The organism is Anoxybacillus sp. UARK-01, assembly GCF_002075365.1.
Lineage (GTDB): Bacteria > Bacillota > Bacilli > Bacillales > Anoxybacillaceae > Anoxybacteroides > Anoxybacteroides rupiense.
In genome coordinates this window covers 40,620-63,129 of sequence record NZ_NASY01000037.1, presented here as the reverse complement: position 1 = coordinate 63,129, position 22,510 = coordinate 40,620, and the positions used below count along the sequence as shown (strand labels likewise).

Below are 22,510 nucleotides of genomic sequence, written 5' to 3'. Positions count from 1 at the left end.
TCATCCGCGCCATTTTTCTGCCTTTAACATCCAAGCTGACGGGCAATGACGAGCCGCTGAATTTCAGATGTGCCTTCACCAATTTCCATAAGCTTAATATCGCGCAAATGGCGCTCGACCCCATATTCTTTCATGTACCCGTATCCGCCATGGATCTGAATGGCTTGATTACATATGCGGAAGCCAGCTTCAGAAGCGAACAGTTTAGCAAAAGAGGCTTCTTTTGTAAACGGTTTCCCTTGGTCTTTTAGCCAAGCCGCTTTATACACCATATTGCGGGCTAATTCGATTTCCATCGCCATATCGGCAAGCTTAAACTGAATCGCTTGAAATTTAGAAATGGATTGGCCAAATTGTGTGCGTTCTTTCGCATATTGAAGCGCTTTCTCAAACGCAGCTTGAGCGATTCCAACGGCAAGAGCAGCAATTGAAATGCGGCCGCCATCGAGAGTATATAAAAATTGCTTAAAGCCCTTGGCTGGATCCCCTAATACGTTCTCTTTCGGCACACGCACATTTTCTAGCACAAGCTCGCACGTATTGGAAGCACGGACACCCATTTTGTCATAATTGCATCGAATCGTAAATCCCGGGGTATCTGTTGGAACAATAATAGCAGAGATGATATTTTTTCCTCTCTCATCCTTTCCGGTGACTGCAGTCACAATTACTTGCCTTGCATGCCCCGCATTCGTAATCCAGCATTTTTCTCCATTGATGATATATTCATCTCCGTCCAGCTCCGCTCTCGTCCGAGTTCCCCCAGCATCAGAACCAGCATTCGGTTCGGTTAATCCGAACGCTCCCAACGCCTCTCCTCTTGCCATCGGAACAAGCCATTTTTGCTTTTGCTCTTCTGTGCCGAAATAGTAAATAGGGCTTGCACCTAGTGAGACAGCAGCAGCATAGCTAAGACCTGTCCCGCCACAAGCACGGCCAATTTCCTCAACAGCGACGGCATATGAAATCGTATCGCCACCAGCTCCGCCGTATTCTTCTGGAAACGGGATTCCCAATAGCCCTAATTCTCCCATCTTTTTGAATATTCCGACAGAAAAATAGGCTTCTTCATCCCATTTCGCCGCGTTTGGTGCAATTTCCTTCTCAGCAAACTCCCTTACCATTTCTTTAATCATCTGTTGCTCTTTTGTCAGTTCAAAATTCATTCTCTCTCCCCCATTTATAACATATTATTCTAAAACCGACTAGTCGGTTTTGAATGGTTTTAAGACCGACTAGTTGGTTTGTTTCACGAGCAACACTTACATTCAGTAAGCATCATTTTTTAAAACGATCGGAGTGAAACTTGCTTGTTTTTGATGAAATAAATGATATTTTCCGATGTTTGCTTTGCTTCTTCTGTAAGGACAGCATGCAAAATAAAATCAATAAAATAGTCGGCAATTTGTTCGATTGTCATCGGTCCTTCCGGCTTATACCATTTATACGTCCAGTTCACCATACCAATAATCGTCATACCGGTAATTTCTACAGAAAGCTCCGGGCGAAACTCGCCTGCGGCAATACCTTCGCGAATGACCCGGAAAATCACCTGCTTAAACTCATCACGTTTTTCATTGATTTTTTGTGAATACTCCGGTTTTAAATAAGTGCTTTCTTGGTAAAACACCGTGATATGCGGCTTGTATAAATGAAATACTTTTACAAATGATTGAATAATGGCACATAAACGCTCTGTAGGCGTTTTATAGTTTTCATAGGCCGCCTGCGCCTTGTTGAGCACGTAAGTAATAAACACATCGTGAATGTGATAAAGAAGTTCATCTTTTGATTTAAAATTATGATAAAAACCGCCTTTTGATGCGTTAATTTCTGTGACAATCCGATCGACGGTAACTCCATGATAGCCATATTGTTCAAAAAGATGTAGAGCCGTATCGATAATTCTTTCTTTTAACGTTTTATTTGCCATTGAAAATCTCCTTTATCGTTTATATTAACATAATTTTTAGAAAAGTTAAATATTTTGTAGTTGCTATCTATAAAAATACGTAATAAATGACCCAGATGTCAATCATTGTTTATAATAAGCGTTGATAAAAAAAAGAAAGAGGTAAGTTCAATGGCTAATATTCTTCTCATGAATGGCAGTTCACGCGAAAACGGGAATACAGCACGATTAGCGCAAATTGTGCTAGAGGGGATCGCTCATCAACAGATCTATATGAAAGATTTTTCGATTACACCGATTATTGATAAACGGCATGATCCAGAAGGATTTACTCCTGTGGCAGATGACTATGAAAAAATCATTCGGCTTGTTCGCGAACATGATATTTTGATTTTTGCCACACCGATTTATTGGTATGGAATGAGTGGACAAATGAAGCTGTTTATTGATCGGTGGTCACAAAGCTTGCGAGATCCTCATTTTTCCTTCAAGGAGGAAATGAAATCAAAAAAAGCGTTTGTTGTGGCTGTTGGCGGAGATGATCCGTATATAAAAGGACTGCCGCTTATCCAGCAATTCCAGTACATTTTCCAGTTTGTTGGCTTGACGTATATCGGTTACGTAATCGGTCAAGGAAACGCACCTGATGAAATTCTTTCCGACCAGCGAGCCCTAAGTGAAGCAAAATATTGGAATAAGATTTTTCGTTCGCTTTAGTTCCGTTGTTTTCTAAAAATAAACTTTTTCACACATCCGCCGGAGAGCAAGTCGGTGGCTTACCTTGGTCACATCAAAGCGTGACCGCGTGCCGACCTCTCGGCGGTTCACATGAGAGCAAATATGGAAGGGATCAGGATCATCTACCCAACTAGCACCACGAGTATGAAGATACAATTTGTGATACCATCCGGCATCGATGATGAACATCAAGGCTTTTTCTACGGTAGGAGCAGGCGACGAAACATTCAATAAGTATCCACTGTTTTTGTGGGAAGCTAGACCATCCTGACAAAATAAACAATAAGTTTAATAAATCGAGGCAAATTGCAGTACCTTATCAAGCACTTCGCATTCCCATTCATGCCGATCAAACGTATGATTTGCACCGTTAATCCAGTGAATGGTTGCTTGCTCTCCATAACATCTCTGCTGATACTGGCTGCTTACTTGATAAGGGACCACATCATCATTCGTGCCATGAATCAGTAAGACTGGACCTCTATACGGCTTCGCTCGTTCGAATACATTGATCGTTTTCAAATCTTCTAAAAACGAGCGACCGACTAAATTACCCGCATGGTCATAATAAGGAACAGTGATATCAATCTTGTTTTGCTTAACCATATACATCATTAGCTCATACATGTTTCCTGCCGGCGCTAGTAAAATAAGCTTATGAATTTCAGCCGCTCTTTCTCCAGCTAAAACACTTGCTACGAGCCCTCCCATACTAAGACCAAGCAAACAAATCTTCGTCGCATCAATGCGCTCATCTTTTTTTACAAAATCAAGAATGGCGTGCGCTTCTGCTATTTCGCTTGATACAGTCATATCTTCAAAATTCCCGTCGCTTTCCCCGCTCCCGAGAAAATCAAAACGAAAGCTCGCTATTCCTTGCTTCTCTAGCGCCCGCGACAACTTAAGAAACAATCGATGCGGCTCAAGCTTCGTCCCTGTAAAACCATGAAATAAAATGACCGCCGGAACTTTTTCACCTTCCTTTCGTGGAGGAATATGTTCCATTCCGCGAAGTGTCATTCCGCGATGCACTAACGTAATGGCCTTTTGCATCTTCTCTTCCCCCTTTATCTTTGTATTCGTTCTTTGTATTCGTTCCTTGTCTTGTCAATTTTTTATGTGGATAGGAAAATGAGTGATTTTATGTATAATATATGCTGTTATTTTAAAAGATAATAAACGGAGGTGAGCCATTTGGAACCAATGTTATGTCCAAATTGCAAAACGAATCGAACACGCTTTAACTTAATTGAACAGCGTCCCGTGGCAGTCAAGCTCCATCCGCAAACAGGTGAAATTGAACAAGAATATACCAATGATTCCCTTGATCCTTTCCATCTGCCTTACCGCGGACCGAGCTATCGTGTTCAATGTGCCGCATGCGGACTCATTGAAAATCAGGAAATGTTCATTAAGCATGCACAGCATTTTTCTGACATGAAGTAAAAAGAAGAGCCCTCCTCTTGATCAGAAATCACTAAAAAACATTGATCAACCATAACGAAATAAGCAAGAAATAGACAATTCCTGATAGGAGTATTCATGGGGAGGAGGGGCGCAATAAATGAAGGGCCATTAGCCTTGTGGAGGACTTATTGATGAAATTTGTTGATGAATTGTATGAATATTATAAAGATCGGCTGACTGGAGACGAAGAAGACGCAGAAATCATGACCATGTCTATTTTAGAAGAGTTGAGTCGAAAAGATTTGCTGCAACTGATTGAAGATATGGACGAAACCGAATTGGTCGGCATGGTCGGCCTTTACATTCTTGAATGTCTGAAAGCAAAAATGGCCAATGAAGGAGTCGGACAAACAAAGTGGTCTTCCTCCTCTATTATTCATTAAAAAGGATGGCTTGCCGCCACCCTTTTATTTTTATTGAAAAAACTCTACATCATATCCTTCATTGATCAACACTTGATGGACGCGATGAATGTGGTCTTGATTTTTCGTTTCAAGTGAAAAGTGAATCTCTGCTTGACCCGGCAATACCTTTGCTCCAATGCGCTGATGATGAATGGACATGACATTAGCTTCCAATTCCGCAATAATGCGAAGCAGTTTATTGAGCTGTCCAGGTTTATCGGAAATGATCGTGGTGAATGTGACAAACCGTCCTGACTCCACTAAACCGCGTTCAATGATCCGAGAAATTAATGTAACATCCACATTTCCTCCGCTTAATACCGCGACAACTTTTTTTCCTTTGAATGGGACTTTATGATATAATAACGCCGCAAGCGGACAAGCGCCCGATCCCTCTACAAGCAGCTTGTTCCGTTCAAGTAAATAAAGCATCGTTCTTGAAATTTCTGTTTCTTCTACACAAACCACTCCGTCGACATATTTTTCAATGTATTGGTATGTGATGCCACCTGGCTTTTTGACGGCAATCCCATCAGCAATCGTGTCAGCAGAGACGATCGTCACCGGTTTTTTTTGGCGAAGCGCTTCCGTCATGCCGGGACATGCCGATGATTCCACTCCGTATACTTGAATCGATGGTTTTAGTTGCTTCAATGTAAAGGCTAATCCAGCGAGCAACCCCCCTCCTCCTACTGGACACAGCACCACATCCACATCAGGCAGCTGCTCGATAATTTCCAAACCAATCGTGCCTTGACCAGCAATGACCGCTAAATCATCAAAGGGATGGACAAATGTCGCTTCACGTTCTTTTTGCAATTGTAAAGCATATTCCAGCGACTCATCAAATACATCGCCATGCAAAACGACTTCGGCTCCATATCCTTGTGTCGCCTGTACTTTGCTTAAAGGCGCCCCTTTCGGCATGACAATCGTGCAAGGAATGCCAATCATCGCACTTGAATAGGCGACTCCTTGAGCATGATTTCCCGCCGATGCCGCCACCACTCCTCGTTTCCGTTCCTCTTCACTTAATGTCATAATCTTGTTGAATGACCCCCGCACTTTAAAAGATCCCGTTTTTTGCAAATTCTCCAATTTCATATACACTTCGTTTTGAGAAAATTGACTGAATGTTTGGGAATGCTCCAACGGAGTGTGATGAACAGTCCCTTTCATTTTTTCCCTTGCCTGTAAAACATCTTGAAGTGTTAGCATCCTTTCATCACCTAACTATTTATCGTTTAATCCACGCATTGTCATTATATCGAATCTCTAAGCGATATGCTATCATGAGTGATGAAAAGCCCGTACTTTTACCTGTTTGCATCTGCTTTTCTTCTTTCGCCTTTACTTGGCAAATAACCATTCATTCCTTTATGATGAAAGAGGCAAATCAATCATGACTCGTCCTTTCGTTGTTGTTCGCTGAGAAAAAATCAAGCCCTTATGCTTTAAGAAAAGAGACTAACCTCTGCGGCATTTCATCATTGGAGACGACAGGTTGATGTCAACATCCGTGATCTTGCTGCGACATGAGACATGCCAAGAGCTGGCTCTTCGTTTTTACAAATAGCTCGATGATGATAAGGAGGGCGTAAACAATTAAAATATTTCTATAATTTTTTATAAAACTATATACATTTTACTCACTTTTGGTAAGTTGTATATAGAGGTGATTTTTATGGCGCGTATTATAGCATAGGAAAATTTGCGGAGTTAATCGAAAAAAGCGAACGGACATTAAGGAATTGGGATAAAAAAAGAGTATTAAAACCTGCATATATTGCTCCGTCTGGATTTAGATACTATTCCGACGAGCAATTGAATCAAGTATTAGGAAACAAAAAGTGCAGAAAAAAGGAATTGGGTATTGCAGAGTCCCTAGCAAAAAGCAAAAAGATGACCTAGAGCGTCAAGTTGAAGCTGTTCCAACATATATGATGGCAAAAGGTTATTCTTTTGAAATCATTGAGGACATCGGTAGCGGGATGAACTATTCGAAACAAGGGTTAAAGAAATGAATTGATTTAATATGTAGCAATAGGGTGGAAAAAATCGTTGTTCTTTATAAAGACAGGTTGGTTCGATTTGGTTTTGAATTGATGGAGCATATATGTGCTTGCTATAGCGTAGAGATTGAAATTATTGACAAAACCGAAAAGACAGAAGAACAAGAGTTAGTAGAGGATTTAGTACAAATGATCACCGTTTTTAGTTGTAAGCTTCAAGGGAAACGAGCAAACAGAGCCAAGAAAATAATAAAAGAGTTGCTTCATGATGATACGAACTAGGAAAATTTAGATTAGAACCAAATAATAAACAGCGCACCAAGCTGTTTGGTTGCGCTGGTGTTGCTCGATGGGCGTACAATTGGGCATTAGAACAGCAAGAAAATAACGATAAAAACGGCGGGAATTTCATCAAAGATGGAGATGTGCGCAAACAGCTAACGGGATTAAAACAGACAAATCCTGATTACAAATAGTTGTATGATTATAGCAACAATATTGCCAAGCAAGCGATTAAAGATTTATGTGATGCATATAAGAAGTTTTTTAATAGAAAAGCAAATAAGCCAAAGTTTAAAAGCAAGAAACAAAACAAACCATCGTTCTATCAAGATACAGCCAAAATTAAATTCAGCGATACACATGTGTATATTGAAAAAGTCGGATGGATCCCCTTCTGTCAGAAAAAGGAGAAATTCCTGTTCAATTGTTGTTTGTTCAAATGGTACAATATACCCCCATGTAACCCAATCAAAACGATTAAAGCGGTTAGAGAAGCGTTTCCGTCGGTTGCAACGGAAATGTTCGAGAAAGTATGAAAGGAACAAAATCCAAGAAGAAGGAGGTGTAATCCGTTACGTCAAAACACGCAACATGACAAAACTTGAAATGCAGAAATTGCGCATTCAAATGAAAAATATCCGCGAGGATTATGAAAATAAAAGGGTCAAATGAGCTGGTGAGAACCAAGCCCACTCGAATCATAATGGAAGATCTAAACATTAAAGGGATAAGAAAAACCGCCATTGATCAAAAGCGATACAACAACAACGCCTGTATGCTTTTTTAAGCAAAAGCTAAAACATAAGTGCGAGGCATATGGCATTGAGTTTATCGAAGCAAGCCAATGGTATCCATCCTCAAAAATGTGTAGTTCATGCGGATATTTAAAGAAATCATTGAAATGATCTGAACGAACATTTAGATGTGATGCTTGCGGAATAAGTATCGACAGAGATTTGAATGCGAGCATAAATTTATCGAAATATACTGCATTTGTTTCGTACCGCGAGTTACGCGGGAAGTGAAGCCTCTGGAGCGTTACACCAAACGAGAGTAGCCTTGGCGAAATTGGGCGCGATGAATGAGGAAGCAAACAGAAACTTTCACAAGGCTTTTGTCGAGTTTTGTAAGTTTTGCGTAACGGAAGCTTATTGAAAACATCATTAGCACTTTTATTTTCTGTTATGTTTTTAGTCATGTGCGGGTTTGGCATTATCATCCCGGTTCTTCCGTTTTTTGCCGAAAGCATTGGTGCCACCCCAACGGAACTTGGACTGCTTATGTCTATCTATTCTTTGATGCAATTTCTGTTCGCTCCCATCTGGGGACGCATTTCGGACCAATATGGCCGCAAACCAATTTTACTTGTAGGAATTATAGGTTTATCTCTTTCCTTTTTTTTATTCGCTGTGGCGAAAACTCTTTCCCTGCTGTTTATAGCCCGCATCGTCGGCGGGATTCTTTCTTCCGCTACGATGCCAACCGCAATGGCTTATGTAGCTGATATTACTTCCCCTGAGGAGAGAGGGAAAGGAATGGGAATGATCGGTGCAGCCATCGGACTTGGATTTATTTTTGGACCAGCCATCGGGGGAATTTTTTCAAAAATAAACTTACATACGCCGTTTTTCATAGCTGGAACCCTGTCTTTGCTTACTTCATTATTCGTGTTTTTGTTTTTAAAAGAATCGCTTACGAAGGAGCAAGCACAAGCAAATCGAGTGGCCCCATCGGCTTCCATTTGGCAAGATCTTAACCGTCCGATCCTACTCTTATATATTCTACAATGGTTTATTTCTTTTTCATTATCAGGTCTTGAAGCCACTTTTGCTTACTTCGCAGCAAAACGGGCCCATCTTCACTCGACGGAGCTTGGATATATTTTTATGATCATGGGACTTGCCAGCGCTCTTATTCAAGGAGGACTCATCGGCAAGCTGATTCGCGCCTTTGGAGAGGGAAGAGTCATTCAAGCAGGCATTGTGATTTCGGCAGCTGGCTTTGCCCTGATTTTACTGATTCATGACTTTTGGACAGCCGCTCTATATTTATCCATTTTTGGTGTCGGAAATGGCATGATTCGCCCTTGTCTTTCCTCCCTTATTACGAAACAGACAAACGGAGGTCAAGGGAGCGCAACAGGATTTCTCTCCTCTTTCGACTCGTTAGGACGCATTATCGGTCCTCCAGTGGCAGGATGGTTATTTACAATTACCATCACCCTTCCTTATATATCTGGAGTGATCCTGTCTGTTTTGGCCCTCTCTTGCTACTATTTATTTGTGTATAAGCAAAAAGAGAAGCACCAAACCGCTTCATAAAAAACGGGGCTGTCCAGAAAGTCAAAATCCATTGAAAACGAAACATCATAAACATTGAGATATCAACGTCTCTAAAACATTAAGAGGGTGTCTATAAGCCGATAAATCGACTTATTAGACACCCCCATCTTTCTTTATTAATAAGAGTTGGCTATTCCAACATAGCCATTTGTCAGCAAAACTCGCCTCTAGATCTAAAAAGAACAAGCTTTACAGAGATGAATCGTGGCCTTGAACAGTGACCGATTGTCGCGATTCTTTTGCAAAAAAATAAATGACTAATATGAAAGAAACCGCACCGAATACAACCATCATATTTTTCAATCCGATCATATCAAGCAAAAATCCTGTTCCAAGAAGAACAATTTGAAACATGATACGATCCAGCATATTTTTTAATGAGAAAAAACGGCCATGATATTCTTTCGGAATCGTTTTTTGAAAAATGGTAGCGACTGTTGGAAAAAAGCAGCCGACACTAAATCCAAACAAAGCAAAGGAAAGAAGCGATGTTATTTTGATATCGGCAAAATATAAGGACACATGCGCAAAAGCAATCAATAAAGAGAAGGCGTATAGCATTTTTTGCATATCATACTTTGCGGCAATCCGTTTTAAAACGAACGTCCCTACCATGAACGAAATTCCTTCTACTGTATATAGCAAGCCTTTGATCGTGCTATCATTTTGCAATTCACTTATATTAATGACCGTTAAATTAAATCCTCCTAGGAATAAGGTCGGGATAATCGTCAGCAATAAGGAAATTTTGACGAGCGGATATTGCTTTAATATAGGGATCATCTCGCTAAAATTGGCCTTTTTGCCTTGCTGACGGCCAGTGAGGCTTTTTTCTTCGCTCACTTGTAAAAAGCAGGTCGCTACAAGAAGCAAGCCATATGCGATAAAACTGGCAATATATAAAAAATAAAGACTAACGACCGCTAACAGCAGGCCGCCTAAAGCTGTACCGAGAATACGAGAAATGGTCGATACATTCATATGAACGCCATTCATAGATAGAAGCTGTCTCTCCTCCACCACGAGCGGTATGGTTGATTGAAGCGCTGGAAAATAAAAAGCGGCGGCGATTTGAATGACAATGGTAAACATAATCATCCAGCCAATGGAAGAAAAATGAAGGGCGAGCATCATAAAAATAACGCTAATCATCCGCAATAACCCTGAATATAATAAAACGGTTTTTTTAGGAAAACGGTCGCACACTTTCCCGGCCATCGGGCTGACTAAAACACCGGCTAACAGCCCTATAAATAAAATAAGCGATTTGAAAAAATCAGAAGAGACGTGCCTCTGTAAAAACTCTAAATTTCCGATAATGCCGACCCATAGCCCAAGCCCTGCTATGAATTCTCCTGACAAAATGATCCATACATTTCTGTTTCTCCACATGTCCATATCTCCCTTTCTTTTCCATTGACATTTTATCATAATTTTCTCAACTAGCAAACTACTTCTTAATGATCCTTTTTTCATAAATTTATATTGATTATTTAGAACATAGTTTAATTAAATTAAATAAACTTCTGTATTATTGTTTGTGATATGGTAGAATAGAAAGATTGTTATGGATAAGAGTTGAAGCGAACCATATAAAAGGCCCAGCCGCCTTTAGAACTTATCTTGCTAGCACTTGCATCGATCTGGAATTTACACTTTTTTTCACCGTTGACAGTCGGAAGCGAACAACGCTGCTTCATAGAACTAAGAATAGGCCTGAAAACAACGGGTTCCTACCTTTGTCAGCCGATATGTAACGAAAAGGCAAGCTTGAGGAGCTGCCTTCTGACCGTGATTTTTTACGGATTCTGTTCTCTCAATCTTTAAGTCGTGTTTAGCAACGGGCTTTTTTCTATCCGCTGCTCTTTTTTGAATTGATTTTTAGGTTAAAGGCAGGAAACTTCTCGATGAATATGTTAGAATTGGAAATATCTTTGTTGAAACTCCCATCTTATATGGTTAAGATGAGAAAGAAATAAGAGAGAAAGGGTGACCTATATGACAGTCAAGCTCTATTATACTTCCCCTTCTATAACAAGCTGGAAAACAACGATTACAAGCAGCCAAAAGGACGAAGATACATACATTGTGACTCTAGCAGAAACAGCTTTTTATCCTGAAGGAGGCGGACAGCCTTCTGATTGTGGAACCATTGAAGCGATTCCTGTCATGGATGTGTTTGAGGAAAACGGTGAAGTATATCATCGCTTATCGTCGCTCCCGGCCTCATCATCTGTTCACTGTGAAATAGATGCACAGCGCCGGTGGGATCACACGCAACAGCATAGCGGCCAGCATCTACTTTCGGCCGTCTGCATAGAGCTACTAGATGCGCATACCAAAAGCTTTCATCTTGGCCGTGATATCGTATCGATTGATTTAGATACCCCTGCTTTATCAGAGCAGCAATTACTCGCTATTGAAGATCAGGCCAATATGTTGATTTATAACAACATCCCTATTAAAACCTATTACGTATCACAGGAAGAAGCAAAAAAGCTGCCATTCCGCAAGCTGCCAGAGCTGGACGGAGATATTCGGGTCGTAGAAATTCAAGGAGTTGACATTTCCGCTTGCTGCGGCACCCATGTCTCAAGAACAGGAGAAATTGGCATCATTAAACTGCTTAAAACGGAAAAGCATCGTGGGATGACGCGCCTATTCTTTAAATGTGGAAGGCGAGCGCTTGACGATTATCAAACATCCCATCGCCTCTTAACATCATTAAGCCAGCATTTCGGCGCTCATCGAGAGATGCTTGCCAATGTTCTATACAAGCTAGAAGCAGAAAATAAGGAATACCAAAAGCAACTGCAGCACATGAAACAAATGATGGCCCGCATAGAAGCAGAAGGAATCGTTCAAGAAGCGAATGATTCTTCCATTGTTTTTCGCATCTATGAGGATCTTCCAAGCAAAGACTTGCAAATCATTGCCAGCGAAGTGGTTACTCATTATCAAAAAACGGCCATCTTAGCAACAAAAGCCGAATCTCGTTTGATTATTGTCAAATCCCCTAGCCATTCTTTTCATGCTGGAAATGTGCTAAAACAACAGCTTGAAGCCACAAATGGCAAAGGAGGCGGCAATGACCGACAAGCGCAGGCTGTCTTTCTGACTAACGATGAGTTAATTTCCTTTATCCAGCAGCTGCAAAATGGGTTATCGATCCATACATGATCACCATCATTCATTGGATCGGATCTTTTTGTCGTACAACCAAATATTATATTACAAAATTGTTACAAAATTTATGATTTCCTCTGGCGAAAACAAAAAATTTTCTGTACACTACTTAACGAAGGCTGTTTTCATTAAGGAGTAGTGGCTAATTATGCTAAATACATCTCATCAACAATTAAATAAACGGATTGCTCAATTAGAAAAAGAATTGCAATTCTATAAAAATTTTATCAAAGAATTAACGTTTCCTTTTGAATTTACTGACTATACATTAGGGATGACGATGGAAAAAAAACGGGGTCAAAAAGAGCCCATCATCGGCTTCCTCCCTGTTCAACATGAAAATGGCGCTCATCTGCAGTTGGATGTTGATTTAAGCAATGACTTGCCATTTGAGCAAATTGAGGCGTTTTTGTCGCCGATCCTTGATCTTGTTCCGCATCATATCGTTTTTGTGGACGGTAACGGTATGATCACACTTTGTAATTTACAGGCGGCCAACGATACAGGAGTGAACCGCGACTCAGTCATCGGCAAACATATACGCGAATTGCTGCAATTGCCTGATGAACTCATTGTGACGCTTAAATCCATCGAAAAAAATGAACCTATTTATAATCAGGAAGTGCTTGACCGCTATTACGGCATTATAAATACGCGTTTGATTCATAACGCCGATGGATCGATTAAACGGGTTATCAGCATGTTTCAGTCGCTTAACTTGATGAAGGAAACAGAAAAACTGGCCGTAGCAGGACGCATTGCAGCTGGAATTGCTCATGAGATTCGCAACCCGCTTACGACTGTACGGGGATATTTGCAATTTTTTAAAAACGATCTTCCAGATAAAATTATTGCGCTGATTGATAAGCTGCTGATTCCCGAACTGGATCGGGCAAACGGCATTATCACCGACTTTCTAAACATCGCTAAACCAGCGGAAGTAAAAACAAATAACATCAACATTAATCAGTTTATCACTGAAGATTTAGGCATTCTACTGCAAAGCGAAGCGCTGCTTCACAATATTAAGGTTCATTTTGATTTAGATGAACGATTGGGTATGTACGATGTCGAAGCCGATAAAAATCAATTGCTGCAAGTATTTCTCAATTTATTTCGCAACGCGATTGAAGCAAAGACAGAAAGAACATTATGCATTGCTATTTCGAGCAAGCTGCACAATAATATTGTGCAAATTTATTTTCAAGATAACGGTCCAGGAATTCCGCCGACGATTATTGAGCATATTTTTGATCCATTTTTCTCAACAAAAGAAGCGGGAACAGGACTTGGTCTTTCTCTCTCAAGAAAAATTGTGGAATTGCATAAAGGCACAATGAAAGTGCAAAGCGGCGAAGACGGAACATGCTTTATCATTGAATTGCCGATCAATCAACGGGAAGCTGCCTCTTAACATGGGGGGTAGTTTCTTATTTTGTTTATTTTTCATGATTTTTCGGCCGCTTTTTATCGGCCAATGAAACAACATCTACTCCATAGATTCGCGAATCTGTCGGAAAGCGATGTTGTTCGCCCGTTGACTTTCTCAAAAATCCTTTAATCTGCAAGGTCTATTTCCAGCAATTTCATTGAAGCATTGATATTGCAACCATCACACTAACGAAGCAGCCCATCAAGTAAAGGCCCTTGTGCGATTGATACCGCTTCGTCACTAAGAGGGAGGGACTTTTATGGAACAAACTTTTACTCTCAAGCAAAAAATGATTCAATTTTTTCATCTTCTCTTTCCAGTTTTCGTCACTCAAATCGGCCTTTATGCCATGAATTTTGCTGATGTGACCATGTCGGGGCATGCCAGCGCCCAAGATTTAGCTGGAGTAGCCATCGGTTCAAATATTTGGGTCCCTGTCTTTACTGGAATTAGTGGAATCCTATTAGCCCTAACCCCCATTATCTCTCAACATCTTGGCGCCCAACGGCATGAGCAAATTCCCTATTATGTCATTCAAGCGGTTTATTTAGCTGCTACCATCGCTGTCTTCGTGCTTTTGATCGGCGCACTAGGAGTGGAGAGACTCTTGACAAGCATGAAACTAGAAAGCAGCGTGCAAGCCATTGCTTCCCGCTATTTATTCGCTCTTGCTTGGGGAATTGTGCCGCTGTTCATTTATTATGTTCTTCGCTGCTTTATGGACGCGCTCGGTCAAACGAAAATCACCATGTTGATTACGTTATCCGCTTTGCCCGTTAATATTGTGTTTAACTATTTGCTGATCTACGGACGCTTAGGTTTTCCAAAATTAGGTGGTGTCGGAGCGGGATACGCTACAGCCATTACATATTGGTTTTGCTGTTTTCTTTCTTTTTTTATGGTTTACAAATTAAAACGCTTTTCGCGATATCACATTTTTCAGAGATTATATCGGCTGTCCCTTTTGGCATGGAAGGAACTACTGAAAATAGGAATTCCCATCGGATTTTCGATTTTTTTTGAAACCAGTATCTTTTCCGCTGTAACTTTACTAATGAGCGAATTCGGTACAATGACCATTGCTGCGCACCAAAGTGCCATCAATTTTGCATCGCTTCTTTATATGATTCCCCTAAGCGTTTCTATGGCTTTAACCATTGCCGTGGGTTTTGAAGTCGGGGCAAAGCGGCAGCGCGATGCTAAGCAATATAGCGCACTTGGTGTTGGAATGGCGGTCGCCATTGCTGTCATTACTTCTTTGCTGCTTTATTTCTTCCGCGGCGAAGTGGCCGCTTTATATACAAGTGAACAAGAAGTGCTGCTGTTAACCAAACAATTTTTACTTTATGCAATCTTTTTCCAGTTTTCTGATGCAGTAGCTGCCCCTATCCAAGGAGCACTACGGGGATATAAGGATGTAAATGCCACGTTTATTGCTGCTTTCTTATCATACTGGGCTATCGGATTGCCAGTCGGATATATTCTCGCCAATTTTACCGCTGCCCGAGCGTTCGGATACTGGATCGGATTAATTACTGGATTGGCTGCTGGCGCGATCTTTCTTTCATGCCGGCTCGTACTGATCCAAAAAAAATACAATCATCATGAAAAAGCAACGGAAGAAGCTTAGTCGGCTTCTTCCGTTTTATCTTTTTTTATTTTTTATTTTCAGCTGGCTTTCGTTAGCACCAAGCTGCACCAACGATAATTAACAGGATAAACAAGACGACGATAAGCACAAAGCCACGTCCATATCCGTAGCCACCGTAGCCGCCGTAGCCACCATAGCCGCCGCAACCACCGAAGCCGCCATAGCCCCATCCGTATCCAAATGACATGCTACACCCCTCCTTTTATTGCCATGTTATGATGGCAGGGTGAATTAGTACACCCAGCCACCAACAAATGCTGCACCTACAATAATCAACAGAATAAACAATACAACGATTAACGCAAAACCGCCGCCATAAGCTGCACCCATCTTTGAGCACCTCCTTCGCTTTTGTACTAGTAGACTATTCACTTTAGGTGAAAATGGTTAGACTTTTTTATAAAAATGGGTATTTGTATATCATTCCATGAACCCGTAACGCTCGTTCATCATTACATGCAACGCTGATCGATATCACTTTCTATGTGAGTGGGGGGTGATCCGCCTTTGACGGTTAGGCGACCGACCGTCATTTTTTACATATACTGTTCATTCATCATATGTATCGAGGATCATCAGTGAATCGATTGGATCTGAGTATTATGAGCTTTCATAAATAAAAAAATAGTCCTCGCATGGCGAAGACTATTTTTTATTTCGTTTATATTTTCATTGAATTTCGCTTTGGCAGTTGCAGCTGCTTCACATTTGCAAACGAAAAAATAAGCAGGGCACACCAAATACAACTAAATGCATAGACATGCGTCTTAGTGAATGCTTCGTGAAACAGAAAAACCCCAAATAATAAGCTTAACGTTGGCGAGATATATTGAAGAAAACCGAGCATTGTCAGTGAAATGCGTTTGGCACCTTTCGCAAAATACAACAGCGGCAACGCTGTAACTGGACCTGCACCGATTAACAAAAGCGTTTGCCACCATGAAAAGGAAGGCAAATCTTGAGACTGGGCATATAAAAAAATGAGATAAATAAAGGACAACGGTGTCACCATCATCGTTTCAATCGTCAAACCGATGGCGGAATCAAACGATGTCAACTTTTTCGCCAATCCATAAAATCCAAACGACAACGCAAGCGATAACGCAACCCAAGGAAACTTTCCATATTGAAGAGTAATGAGACAAACACCGATAGACGCGAGTAAAAAAGAGAGCCACTGCCATATGTTTAAACGCTCTTTCAGCACAATCATGCCTAAAACAACGCTAATGAGCGGATTGATATAGTAGCCAAGACTTGCTTCCACAATATGTCCGTGATTCACCGCCCATATGTAGATAAACCAGTTGCCGCTAATTAAGCATGAAGACGCAATGATCCCCCATGCTTGTTTTGGCTGCTTTACCATCTCAAAAAATTGCTTCCAGCATGAACGCATTTGTTTTGTTAACGTCAACAACGCAATCATAAAAACGAATGACCAAACAATGCGATGCGCTAAAATTTCACTCGCTTGACGCTCATCGAGCAATTTCCAATAAAGAGGTAAAACTCCCCACATCAAATAGGCTGCAGCCGTATACAGGATACCTACTTTTTCATTGTGTTGCTTCATTTTGCTTATCCCCTTTTTGTGCTTCCGCTTTCGTAGGCTCAGAATCAGCTACCCACTCTCTGTCTGTTTCAAAGTATCTACTAAGAACCACCGAAGAGCAGGCAAATCTGACCTCCCTTCAAAAAACAATCCCCCTTTGTCTTGCCTGACAGCTTCCAGACCAAACAGCTATCATAATGCTACTATTATAAATCGTTTTACATAGCTTTCCAAGCAAAAGATCTTTTACAGAAAAATTCTCTCTCTTCTTCTCTTAGGGCGGAGACTGTTATTGGATCAAAATCACCACGGTCATCGGCAGATTTGCCTTCGTCATGGAACCAGCATAGCTCCATATTCATACAACTATCGAGTTATATCATCTATCGATGCAGCACCCGTCCTTCCTTTTCTTTTTACACTAATGGTCCTTTTGCTTATATAGAGCCGTCCTTCTTTTTTCCCCACCAGCCTTTTTTCTTAAAATAAAATGCAATCGCTATTCCTAATCCTCCCATTAATCCCAATGCATAAATGTACCCATATGTCCATGTTAACTCTGGCATCCATTTAAAATTCATCCCATACACACCAGCAACAAAGGTCATTGGCATAAAAATCACACTAACTAATGTTAACGTCTTCATAATCGTATTCATATGGTCTGATTTCAATGAAAGCTGTAAATTAAAAATATCTGATAACGTTTCCTTAAACGCATCAAGTGCGGCTGTACTCCTTGAGAAACGGCTTGACACATCCTGAAGGTAAGGACGGATTTTTTCGTTTATATGCGGAATTTCTGGATGGTTTAACGTTTTCATCATTTCTTCTTGAGCTTCAATCGTTTGGCGGAGCTCGTGAATTTTTACTTTCCAGCGATATACGCTATGGCCAATCTCATTTTCAAAAGGGGTTTTAAATACTTGTTTTTCAAGCGCTTGAATTTTATTGGCTATTTCATCAATCACATGTAAAAAATGAAACGTAGCTACATCTAACATCCGATAAAAAACAAAGCACGGATCAACCGCTTCTTCAGGATGATGAAGCAGCTTTTTTTCTACTTGCTCAATCATTGGCTCATTATTCTTTGTATAGCTAATCACATATTGCTTGGTGATAATAAGCTGTAAGCGGCTCACACGCCATTCCTCCTGGATCCAAGCCAGCGAAATAAAAAGACTGTCATCATATACGTCAATTTTCGGTAAATGGCTCTCGCTCAAAAGAGATTGCGTTGCGAGTGGATGAAGCTTCAATTGTTCCGCCAGCAATTTCAACTCGTGTTTTGTTCTCTCGGTAAAATGAATCCAGCATTTCTCTGCTATTCCATCGTGTCGCATCGATACAATCCTTTCTTCATTACGGCATTTATTCTATAGTATGAAAAAAACCTTAATCATTTATGAACGATTAAGGTTGAAGGCTGGCTCAATATGAACATGAGTCATTTCAATTTGATGCTTGTTCCTCATCATCCGTTCCACTTCATCAGCGATTTCATGGCTTTTCGCCACTGTCAGCGCTGCATCAACATGAATGGTCACATCCAAAATGATTTGATTGCCCACCATTCGCGCTTTCACATCTGAAACATGCTTAACCCCTTCAATCTCAGCAATTTCTTGCTCATACACAGCTAAAGTCTGTTCATCAAATCCGTCCGTCAACAAATGCGAGGTTTCAGCAAAAATGTGCCAAGCCGTTTTACAAATCATGATCCCAATCATAAAGGCCGCTAATGGATCAAGCCAAAAAAGATGAAACTGTGCACCAATAATTCCAACGACCGTCCCGATGCTGACGAGCGCATCCGATAAATGATCCTTTGCCGCTGCCGCCAATGCCGGGCTATTGACACGCTGAGAAAGACGATGATTAAATCGATACACTAGCATCATCACCAAAGCTGAAACGATTCCTACCCACGCAGCCAGCCATTGCGGCGATTCATTTTGTTCTTGATGAAAAAGCGACAAAGCCCCCTTCAGAGCAACATCGATTCCAATAGACATCATAATAAAGGCGGCAATCAGCGATGAAATGTTTTCTGCCCGCGAATGTCCATATGGATGATTGTGGTCTCTCGGTTTCTGCGCAATTTTTATTCCCGCTAAAACGGCAACAGAAGCAACAATATCCGTAAAATTGTTCCATCCATCGGCCGTCACCCCATCCGAATGAGCAATATAACCGATAGCAAGCTTCGCTGCCGCTAAGATTAGATAGCTCCCTATACTCACCCAAGCCCCAACTTCTGCTTTCATGCATTTCACCTTTCTTTTTCTATTTGCATGTAATAGTTTATCAGCATAACACCATGTGGGTCTACAACAACAAAATTGGCGTACAGAAGGACTATAGAGTAAGACAAACTTTTTCCTATTGAGGGAACTTTATTGCATAAAGGCAAAATTCACTCATTGCGCATAAATTATAAAAAAGAATCATTGGAGGACGAAAAATTGAAAACATATCTTGATGTTTTAGCAGAGTTAGGAATCGATAGTGCACATCCCGGCGGACCTTTGTTAACCCACAAAATATTACGTAAACTTAATATACAACCAACAACCCGAATTCTCGATGTCGGATGCGGAACCGGACAAACGGCTGCTTACATTTCCGAAACATACGGCGCTCACGTAACCGCTATTGATATTCATCCTAAAATGCTTGAAAAAGCCAAAAGCCGCTTTTCTTCCCTTCCGCAGCCGGTTCATCTATATCAAGCTTCCGTTGAATCTTTACCATTTCAACCTAAGCAATTTGATATTGTATTATGCGAATCTGTTCTTTCTTTCGTCAAACTGCCAAAAGCGTTACAAGAAATCTATCGAGCGTTAAAACCGCATGGGAAGCTCATTGGTATTGAAGCGGCTCATGCGCAGTTGTCCGAAAGCGATAAAAAGGAAATTTGTTCGTTTTATCAATTTCGACAGCTTCTTACAAAAAAAGAGTGGCATCTTCTTTTACGCCAATACGGATTTCGTGCAATTCAAATGGCTGCCTATTCCGCCACCCAATATCCTGCCGACCAAACGATCTTTACACTGGAAACTCGTTTATCTGCTGAGACAATGGCGATCTTAAACACACATGAATATATGAAAAAACGATATGGAACTCAGCTTGGTTATTGCATATTTTCGTGCCAAAAGTAGACATTGGTACAAACCTCTTTTTTTTCGACACATACCCTATAAATATATCAATAAAAAGGAGGACTATACATGTCACAACAATGGTACGATGTCTGCTGCCGTTATCGCGGCCAAGTGGTGCGAATTCATGATCGATCCGGCAATGTTCATGTTGGCCGAATTACTCGCGTCACGCCCAATCGTGTCTATATCAGCCCTAATAACCAACGAAATTTAGGCGGATTTGGATACGGATATCCAGGCTGGGGTTGGGGCTGGGGTTGGGGATTTGGCTATGGAATTGCACTCGGGGCAATTGCAGGAATCGCATTAGTCGGATTATTCTGGTAGGCTTTCTCTTTTTCCTTCCTAAAAAACCGGACAGTATCCTTGCTCATGAATCTTCTCCATCTGCTCCGCAGATTTCCCTATTCACTAATGAGTCGAAAACATCTGCGCTTCAGTTTAGTTGCCTGTACGGTTAGAAGGATAAAAACGCAACTTCGCTTCCGTTTTAGCGTTCAAACGCAAGGAGAAGATCGCCATCTGCTAAATGTGATTCATTCCTAGCGATTCTCGTGAGTTCCAGAACTCCCTAAATGAGCAAGCAGCGGATCCATGGTAGATCCGCTGCTTTTGTTTTGCATGATGAAAGCATAAGAAAACGCTATACTTTTTTTACAATCCGGAAATATTCTTCTAGCGTAATTCCTTTTTCAAAAATGACTTTAGCGGCTTTTGTTCCGACATAGCGCAAATGCCATGGCTCATACTCATATCCGGTAATCGCTTCCTTGCCCTTTGGATAGCGAACAATAAATCCGTATTCATGAGCATGGGCTGCTACCCATTTCCCTTCTTTCGTTTGGCCAAAAGCTTCCGTTAAGCCATTGCGGACGCTCGGGCTTGAAATGTCTATAGCCAGCCCTGTTTGATGTTCGCTTTGTCCTGGGATCGCCACAGCTTGAACCGCTTTCGCTTTTCCATTCTTTCGCACTTCTTCATCAAATAAAACCTTTTGCCGATCATAAGATCGATATCCCGATACGGCTACAAGCTGGATACCCGCTTGACGGGCAGCTGTAAATAATTGTTCGAGAGCGTTTGCCGCTTCTTTGCGCATATGGCGCTTTTCAACATTCGTTTCAGAAAAAGAAAACGGTACATTTGGAATCACTAAGTCACTTGGTTTATAGGTAGATGGCAAACTCTGTTCCTTGTTCACCATCGCCAATATATTAGCAGGGTTCATAATGACCTTCATGCCGTTTTTTACTTCAACTACATTCCAATATTGCGATTCAAGCACTAGATCGGGATCTGTTGGCGGCTTTGTTTCTTGCTCGGTCACTGGCGCTTTCGTCTCATTGCCTTGTTCCTTTGTATTCACTTTTTCCGGATGCTGATCTGTCGGCTCCGTTTGTTCTTGCGACTGATGCTGCATATGTTCTTTTTGCGTTGCGCAACCACCGAGCAGACACGCTGCCGCTATGGCTGTGATGATTACTTTTTGCATGTTTTTCACCTTGCTTTTGAGCATTCTTGGCTCACTTCGAATTGTACGGATTAAGAACGGATCACCGCTTCTAAAGCGACTTCGATCATATCATTAAACGTTGTTTGACGCTCTTGCGCTGTTGTTTCTTCGCCAGTTAAAATATGGTCGCTCACCGTTAGAATCGAAAGGGCTTTACGGCCAAATTTAGCGGCTAATGTATAAAGTGCAGCTGTTTCCATCTCAACCGCCAACACTCCGTAACGCGCCCATTTTTCAAACTCTGCATTTTCGTTATAGAACATATCGGCTGTGAATACGTTCCCTACTTTTAGCTGCAGGCCCTTTTCACCGCCAATATCATATGCTGTTCGCAGCAAATCAAAGTTCGCTGTTGGCGCATAGTCCACAGCCCCAAACGTGGCACGGTTCATTTGTGAATCAGTTGATGCGCTCATGGCCAAAATCACGTCGCGCACCTTTACATCTTTTTGAATCGCTCCGCATGTGCCTACACGAATCAGCGTTTGGACGTTATAGCTTTGCATCAGTTCATTTATATAAATCGAAATAGACGGTACCCCCATTCCCGTTCCTTGAACAGAAATTCGGTGTCCTTTATATGTACCTGTAAAACCAAACATGCCGCGTACGCGGTTGTAGCACGTTGCCCCTTCTAAAAATGTTTCTGCGATATATTGTGCTCGAAGCGGATCTCCTGGCAGCAAAACTTTCTCAGCAATTTCATGTTCTTTCGCTTCGATATGGATACTCATTCCATGTCCTCCTTCAAAAAGATCGTTTTACTCAACCATTGTACACTCTTTACTGAATATGCACAATGGTAAGAATGATGGATCGTTCCACACACGGAAGACGGAATGAATC

At 41.2% G+C, this 22,510-nt stretch carries 22 protein-coding genes and 2 pseudogenes; 12 read left to right on the top strand and 12 right to left on the bottom strand.

All coding sequences use genetic code 11. The features are described from left to right. Nucleotides 1-23: 23 nt before the first annotated feature. A complete protein-coding gene (locus tag B6A27_RS07670) occupies nucleotides 24-1,166 on the bottom strand; it encodes an acyl-CoA dehydrogenase (RefSeq protein WP_080861084.1) in 1,143 nt (380 codons plus the stop codon). 119 nt (nucleotides 1,167-1,285) lie between these two features. Continuing rightward, the gene (locus B6A27_RS07665) at nucleotides 1,286-1,933 is read right to left on the bottom strand and encodes a TetR/AcrR family transcriptional regulator (protein WP_080861082.1); all 648 of its coding nucleotides are present in this window, start codon (nucleotides 1,931-1,933) and stop codon (nucleotides 1,286-1,288) included. 159 nt (nucleotides 1,934-2,092) lie between these two features. Here B6A27_RS07665 and B6A27_RS07660 point away from each other — a divergent pair, with 159 nt between their 5' ends. Continuing rightward, a complete protein-coding gene (locus tag B6A27_RS07660; protein WP_197431018.1) occupies nucleotides 2,093-2,629 on the top strand; it encodes a flavodoxin family protein in 537 nt (178 codons plus the stop codon). Between the two features lie 309 nt (nucleotides 2,630-2,938). Here B6A27_RS07660 and B6A27_RS07655 read toward each other — a convergent pair whose 3' ends face one another. Then, nucleotides 2,939-3,703, bottom strand: coding sequence for an alpha/beta hydrolase family protein (locus B6A27_RS07655; protein ID WP_080861080.1), 765 nt, complete (start codon nucleotides 3,701-3,703; stop codon nucleotides 2,939-2,941). A 141-nt stretch (nucleotides 3,704-3,844) separates the two neighbouring features. On the opposite strand from B6A27_RS07655, the gene B6A27_RS07650 reads away from it, so the two are divergent. Further along, nucleotides 3,845-4,096 carry a hypothetical protein gene (locus B6A27_RS07650; RefSeq protein ID WP_044745992.1) on the top strand — a complete coding sequence of 84 codons (252 nt, stop codon included), beginning with the start codon at nucleotides 3,845-3,847 and terminating at the stop codon, nucleotides 4,094-4,096. A 152-nt stretch (nucleotides 4,097-4,248) separates the two neighbouring features. Continuing rightward, nucleotides 4,249-4,500, top strand: a complete 252-nt coding sequence (locus tag B6A27_RS07645) for a DUF6154 family protein (RefSeq protein WP_066149050.1) — start codon at nucleotides 4,249-4,251, stop codon at nucleotides 4,498-4,500. Between the two features lie 30 nt (nucleotides 4,501-4,530). On the opposite strand, the gene ilvA is transcribed toward B6A27_RS07645, so the two are convergent. Next, entirely contained in the window at nucleotides 4,531-5,739 is a 1,209-nt protein-coding gene (gene ilvA, locus B6A27_RS07640; protein WP_066149051.1) for a threonine ammonia-lyase, read from the bottom strand. Nucleotides 5,740-6,222: 483 nt separating this feature from the next. On the opposite strand from ilvA, the pseudogene B6A27_RS07635 reads away from it, so the two are divergent. The 4 genes and pseudogenes from B6A27_RS07635 to B6A27_RS07625 all read left to right on the top strand — a co-directional run bounded on the left by B6A27_RS07635 (nucleotide 6,223) and on the right by B6A27_RS07625 (nucleotide 9,136). Then, nucleotides 6,223-6,815, top strand: a pseudogene (locus B6A27_RS07635) (IS607 family transposase). 41 nt (nucleotides 6,816-6,856) lie between these two features. After that, a complete protein-coding gene (locus B6A27_RS19495; RefSeq protein WP_483294911.1) occupies nucleotides 6,857-7,009 on the top strand; it encodes a helix-turn-helix domain-containing protein in 153 nt (50 codons plus the stop codon). Nucleotides 7,010-7,558: 549 nt separating this feature from the next. Beyond that, a pseudogene (locus B6A27_RS19490) lies at nucleotides 7,559-7,840 on the top strand (zinc ribbon domain-containing protein). A 159-nt stretch (nucleotides 7,841-7,999) separates the two neighbouring features. Next, the gene (locus B6A27_RS07625; RefSeq protein ID WP_080861435.1) at nucleotides 8,000-9,136 is read left to right on the top strand and encodes an MFS transporter; all 1,137 of its coding nucleotides are present in this window, start codon (nucleotides 8,000-8,002) and stop codon (nucleotides 9,134-9,136) included. Nucleotides 9,137-9,346: 210 nt separating this feature from the next. Here the strand turns inward: B6A27_RS07625 and B6A27_RS07620 are convergent, their stop codons facing one another. Then, a complete protein-coding gene (locus tag B6A27_RS07620; protein WP_066149053.1) occupies nucleotides 9,347-10,549 on the bottom strand; it encodes an MFS transporter in 1,203 nt (400 codons plus the stop codon). Between the two features lie 606 nt (nucleotides 10,550-11,155). Between B6A27_RS07620 and B6A27_RS07615 the strand changes: the two genes are divergently transcribed. From B6A27_RS07615 to B6A27_RS07605, 3 genes are all read left to right on the top strand, one after another. Then, nucleotides 11,156-12,337: an alanyl-tRNA editing protein gene (locus tag B6A27_RS07615; RefSeq protein ID WP_080861077.1), complete on the top strand. Its 1,182-nt coding sequence runs from the start codon at nucleotides 11,156-11,158 to the stop codon at nucleotides 12,335-12,337. 154 nt (nucleotides 12,338-12,491) lie between these two features. Beyond that, nucleotides 12,492-13,757: a two-component system sensor histidine kinase NtrB gene (locus B6A27_RS07610; RefSeq protein ID WP_080861075.1), complete on the top strand. Its 1,266-nt coding sequence runs from the start codon at nucleotides 12,492-12,494 to the stop codon at nucleotides 13,755-13,757. Between the two features lie 277 nt (nucleotides 13,758-14,034). After that, nucleotides 14,035-15,405 carry an MATE family efflux transporter gene (locus tag B6A27_RS07605; RefSeq protein WP_080861073.1) on the top strand — a complete coding sequence of 457 codons (1,371 nt, stop codon included), beginning with the start codon at nucleotides 14,035-14,037 and terminating at the stop codon, nucleotides 15,403-15,405. Between the two features lie 52 nt (nucleotides 15,406-15,457). On the opposite strand, the gene B6A27_RS07600 is transcribed toward B6A27_RS07605, so the two are convergent. The 5 genes from B6A27_RS07600 to B6A27_RS07580 all read right to left on the bottom strand — a co-directional run bounded on the left by B6A27_RS07600 (nucleotide 15,458) and on the right by B6A27_RS07580 (nucleotide 19,251). Beyond that, on the bottom strand, nucleotides 15,458-15,613 hold the full coding sequence (locus B6A27_RS07600) for a YjcZ family sporulation protein (RefSeq protein WP_063504935.1): 156 nt from the start codon (nucleotides 15,611-15,613) through the stop codon (nucleotides 15,458-15,460). Nucleotides 15,614-15,657: 44 nt separating this feature from the next. Then, nucleotides 15,658-15,756 (bottom strand): YjcZ family sporulation protein, encoded by a 99-nt coding sequence (locus tag B6A27_RS07595; RefSeq protein ID WP_080861071.1) that lies wholly within the window; start codon nucleotides 15,754-15,756, stop codon nucleotides 15,658-15,660. A 331-nt stretch (nucleotides 15,757-16,087) separates the two neighbouring features. Continuing rightward, a complete protein-coding gene (rarD, locus tag B6A27_RS07590) occupies nucleotides 16,088-17,002 on the bottom strand; it encodes an EamA family transporter RarD (RefSeq protein ID WP_080861069.1) in 915 nt (304 codons plus the stop codon). Nucleotides 17,003-17,418: 416 nt separating this feature from the next. Then, complete coding sequence (gene corA, locus B6A27_RS07585) at nucleotides 17,419-18,327, bottom strand: magnesium/cobalt transporter CorA (protein ID WP_080861067.1); 909 nt, start codon at nucleotides 18,325-18,327, stop codon at nucleotides 17,419-17,421. Nucleotides 18,328-18,387: 60 nt separating this feature from the next. Continuing rightward, the gene (locus B6A27_RS07580; protein WP_080861065.1) at nucleotides 18,388-19,251 is read right to left on the bottom strand and encodes a cation diffusion facilitator family transporter; all 864 of its coding nucleotides are present in this window, start codon (nucleotides 19,249-19,251) and stop codon (nucleotides 18,388-18,390) included. 198 nt (nucleotides 19,252-19,449) lie between these two features. On the opposite strand from B6A27_RS07580, the gene B6A27_RS07575 reads away from it, so the two are divergent. Both B6A27_RS07575 and B6A27_RS07570 read left to right on the top strand, forming a co-directional pair. Further along, nucleotides 19,450-20,148 carry a class I SAM-dependent methyltransferase gene (locus tag B6A27_RS07575; protein WP_080861432.1) on the top strand — a complete coding sequence of 233 codons (699 nt, stop codon included), beginning with the start codon at nucleotides 19,450-19,452 and terminating at the stop codon, nucleotides 20,146-20,148. Nucleotides 20,149-20,217: 69 nt separating this feature from the next. Next, nucleotides 20,218-20,478, top strand: coding sequence for a hypothetical protein (locus B6A27_RS07570; RefSeq protein ID WP_066149060.1), 261 nt, complete (start codon nucleotides 20,218-20,220; stop codon nucleotides 20,476-20,478). A 316-nt stretch (nucleotides 20,479-20,794) separates the two neighbouring features. Here B6A27_RS07570 and B6A27_RS07565 read toward each other — a convergent pair whose 3' ends face one another. Both B6A27_RS07565 and deoD read right to left on the bottom strand, forming a co-directional pair. Further along, nucleotides 20,795-21,643, bottom strand: a complete 849-nt coding sequence (locus B6A27_RS07565; protein WP_080861428.1) for a M15 family metallopeptidase — start codon at nucleotides 21,641-21,643, stop codon at nucleotides 20,795-20,797. A 50-nt stretch (nucleotides 21,644-21,693) separates the two neighbouring features. After that, entirely contained in the window at nucleotides 21,694-22,398 is a 705-nt protein-coding gene (gene deoD / locus B6A27_RS07560; RefSeq protein ID WP_066149061.1) for a purine-nucleoside phosphorylase, read from the bottom strand. Nucleotides 22,399-22,510: the final 112 nt, after the last annotated feature.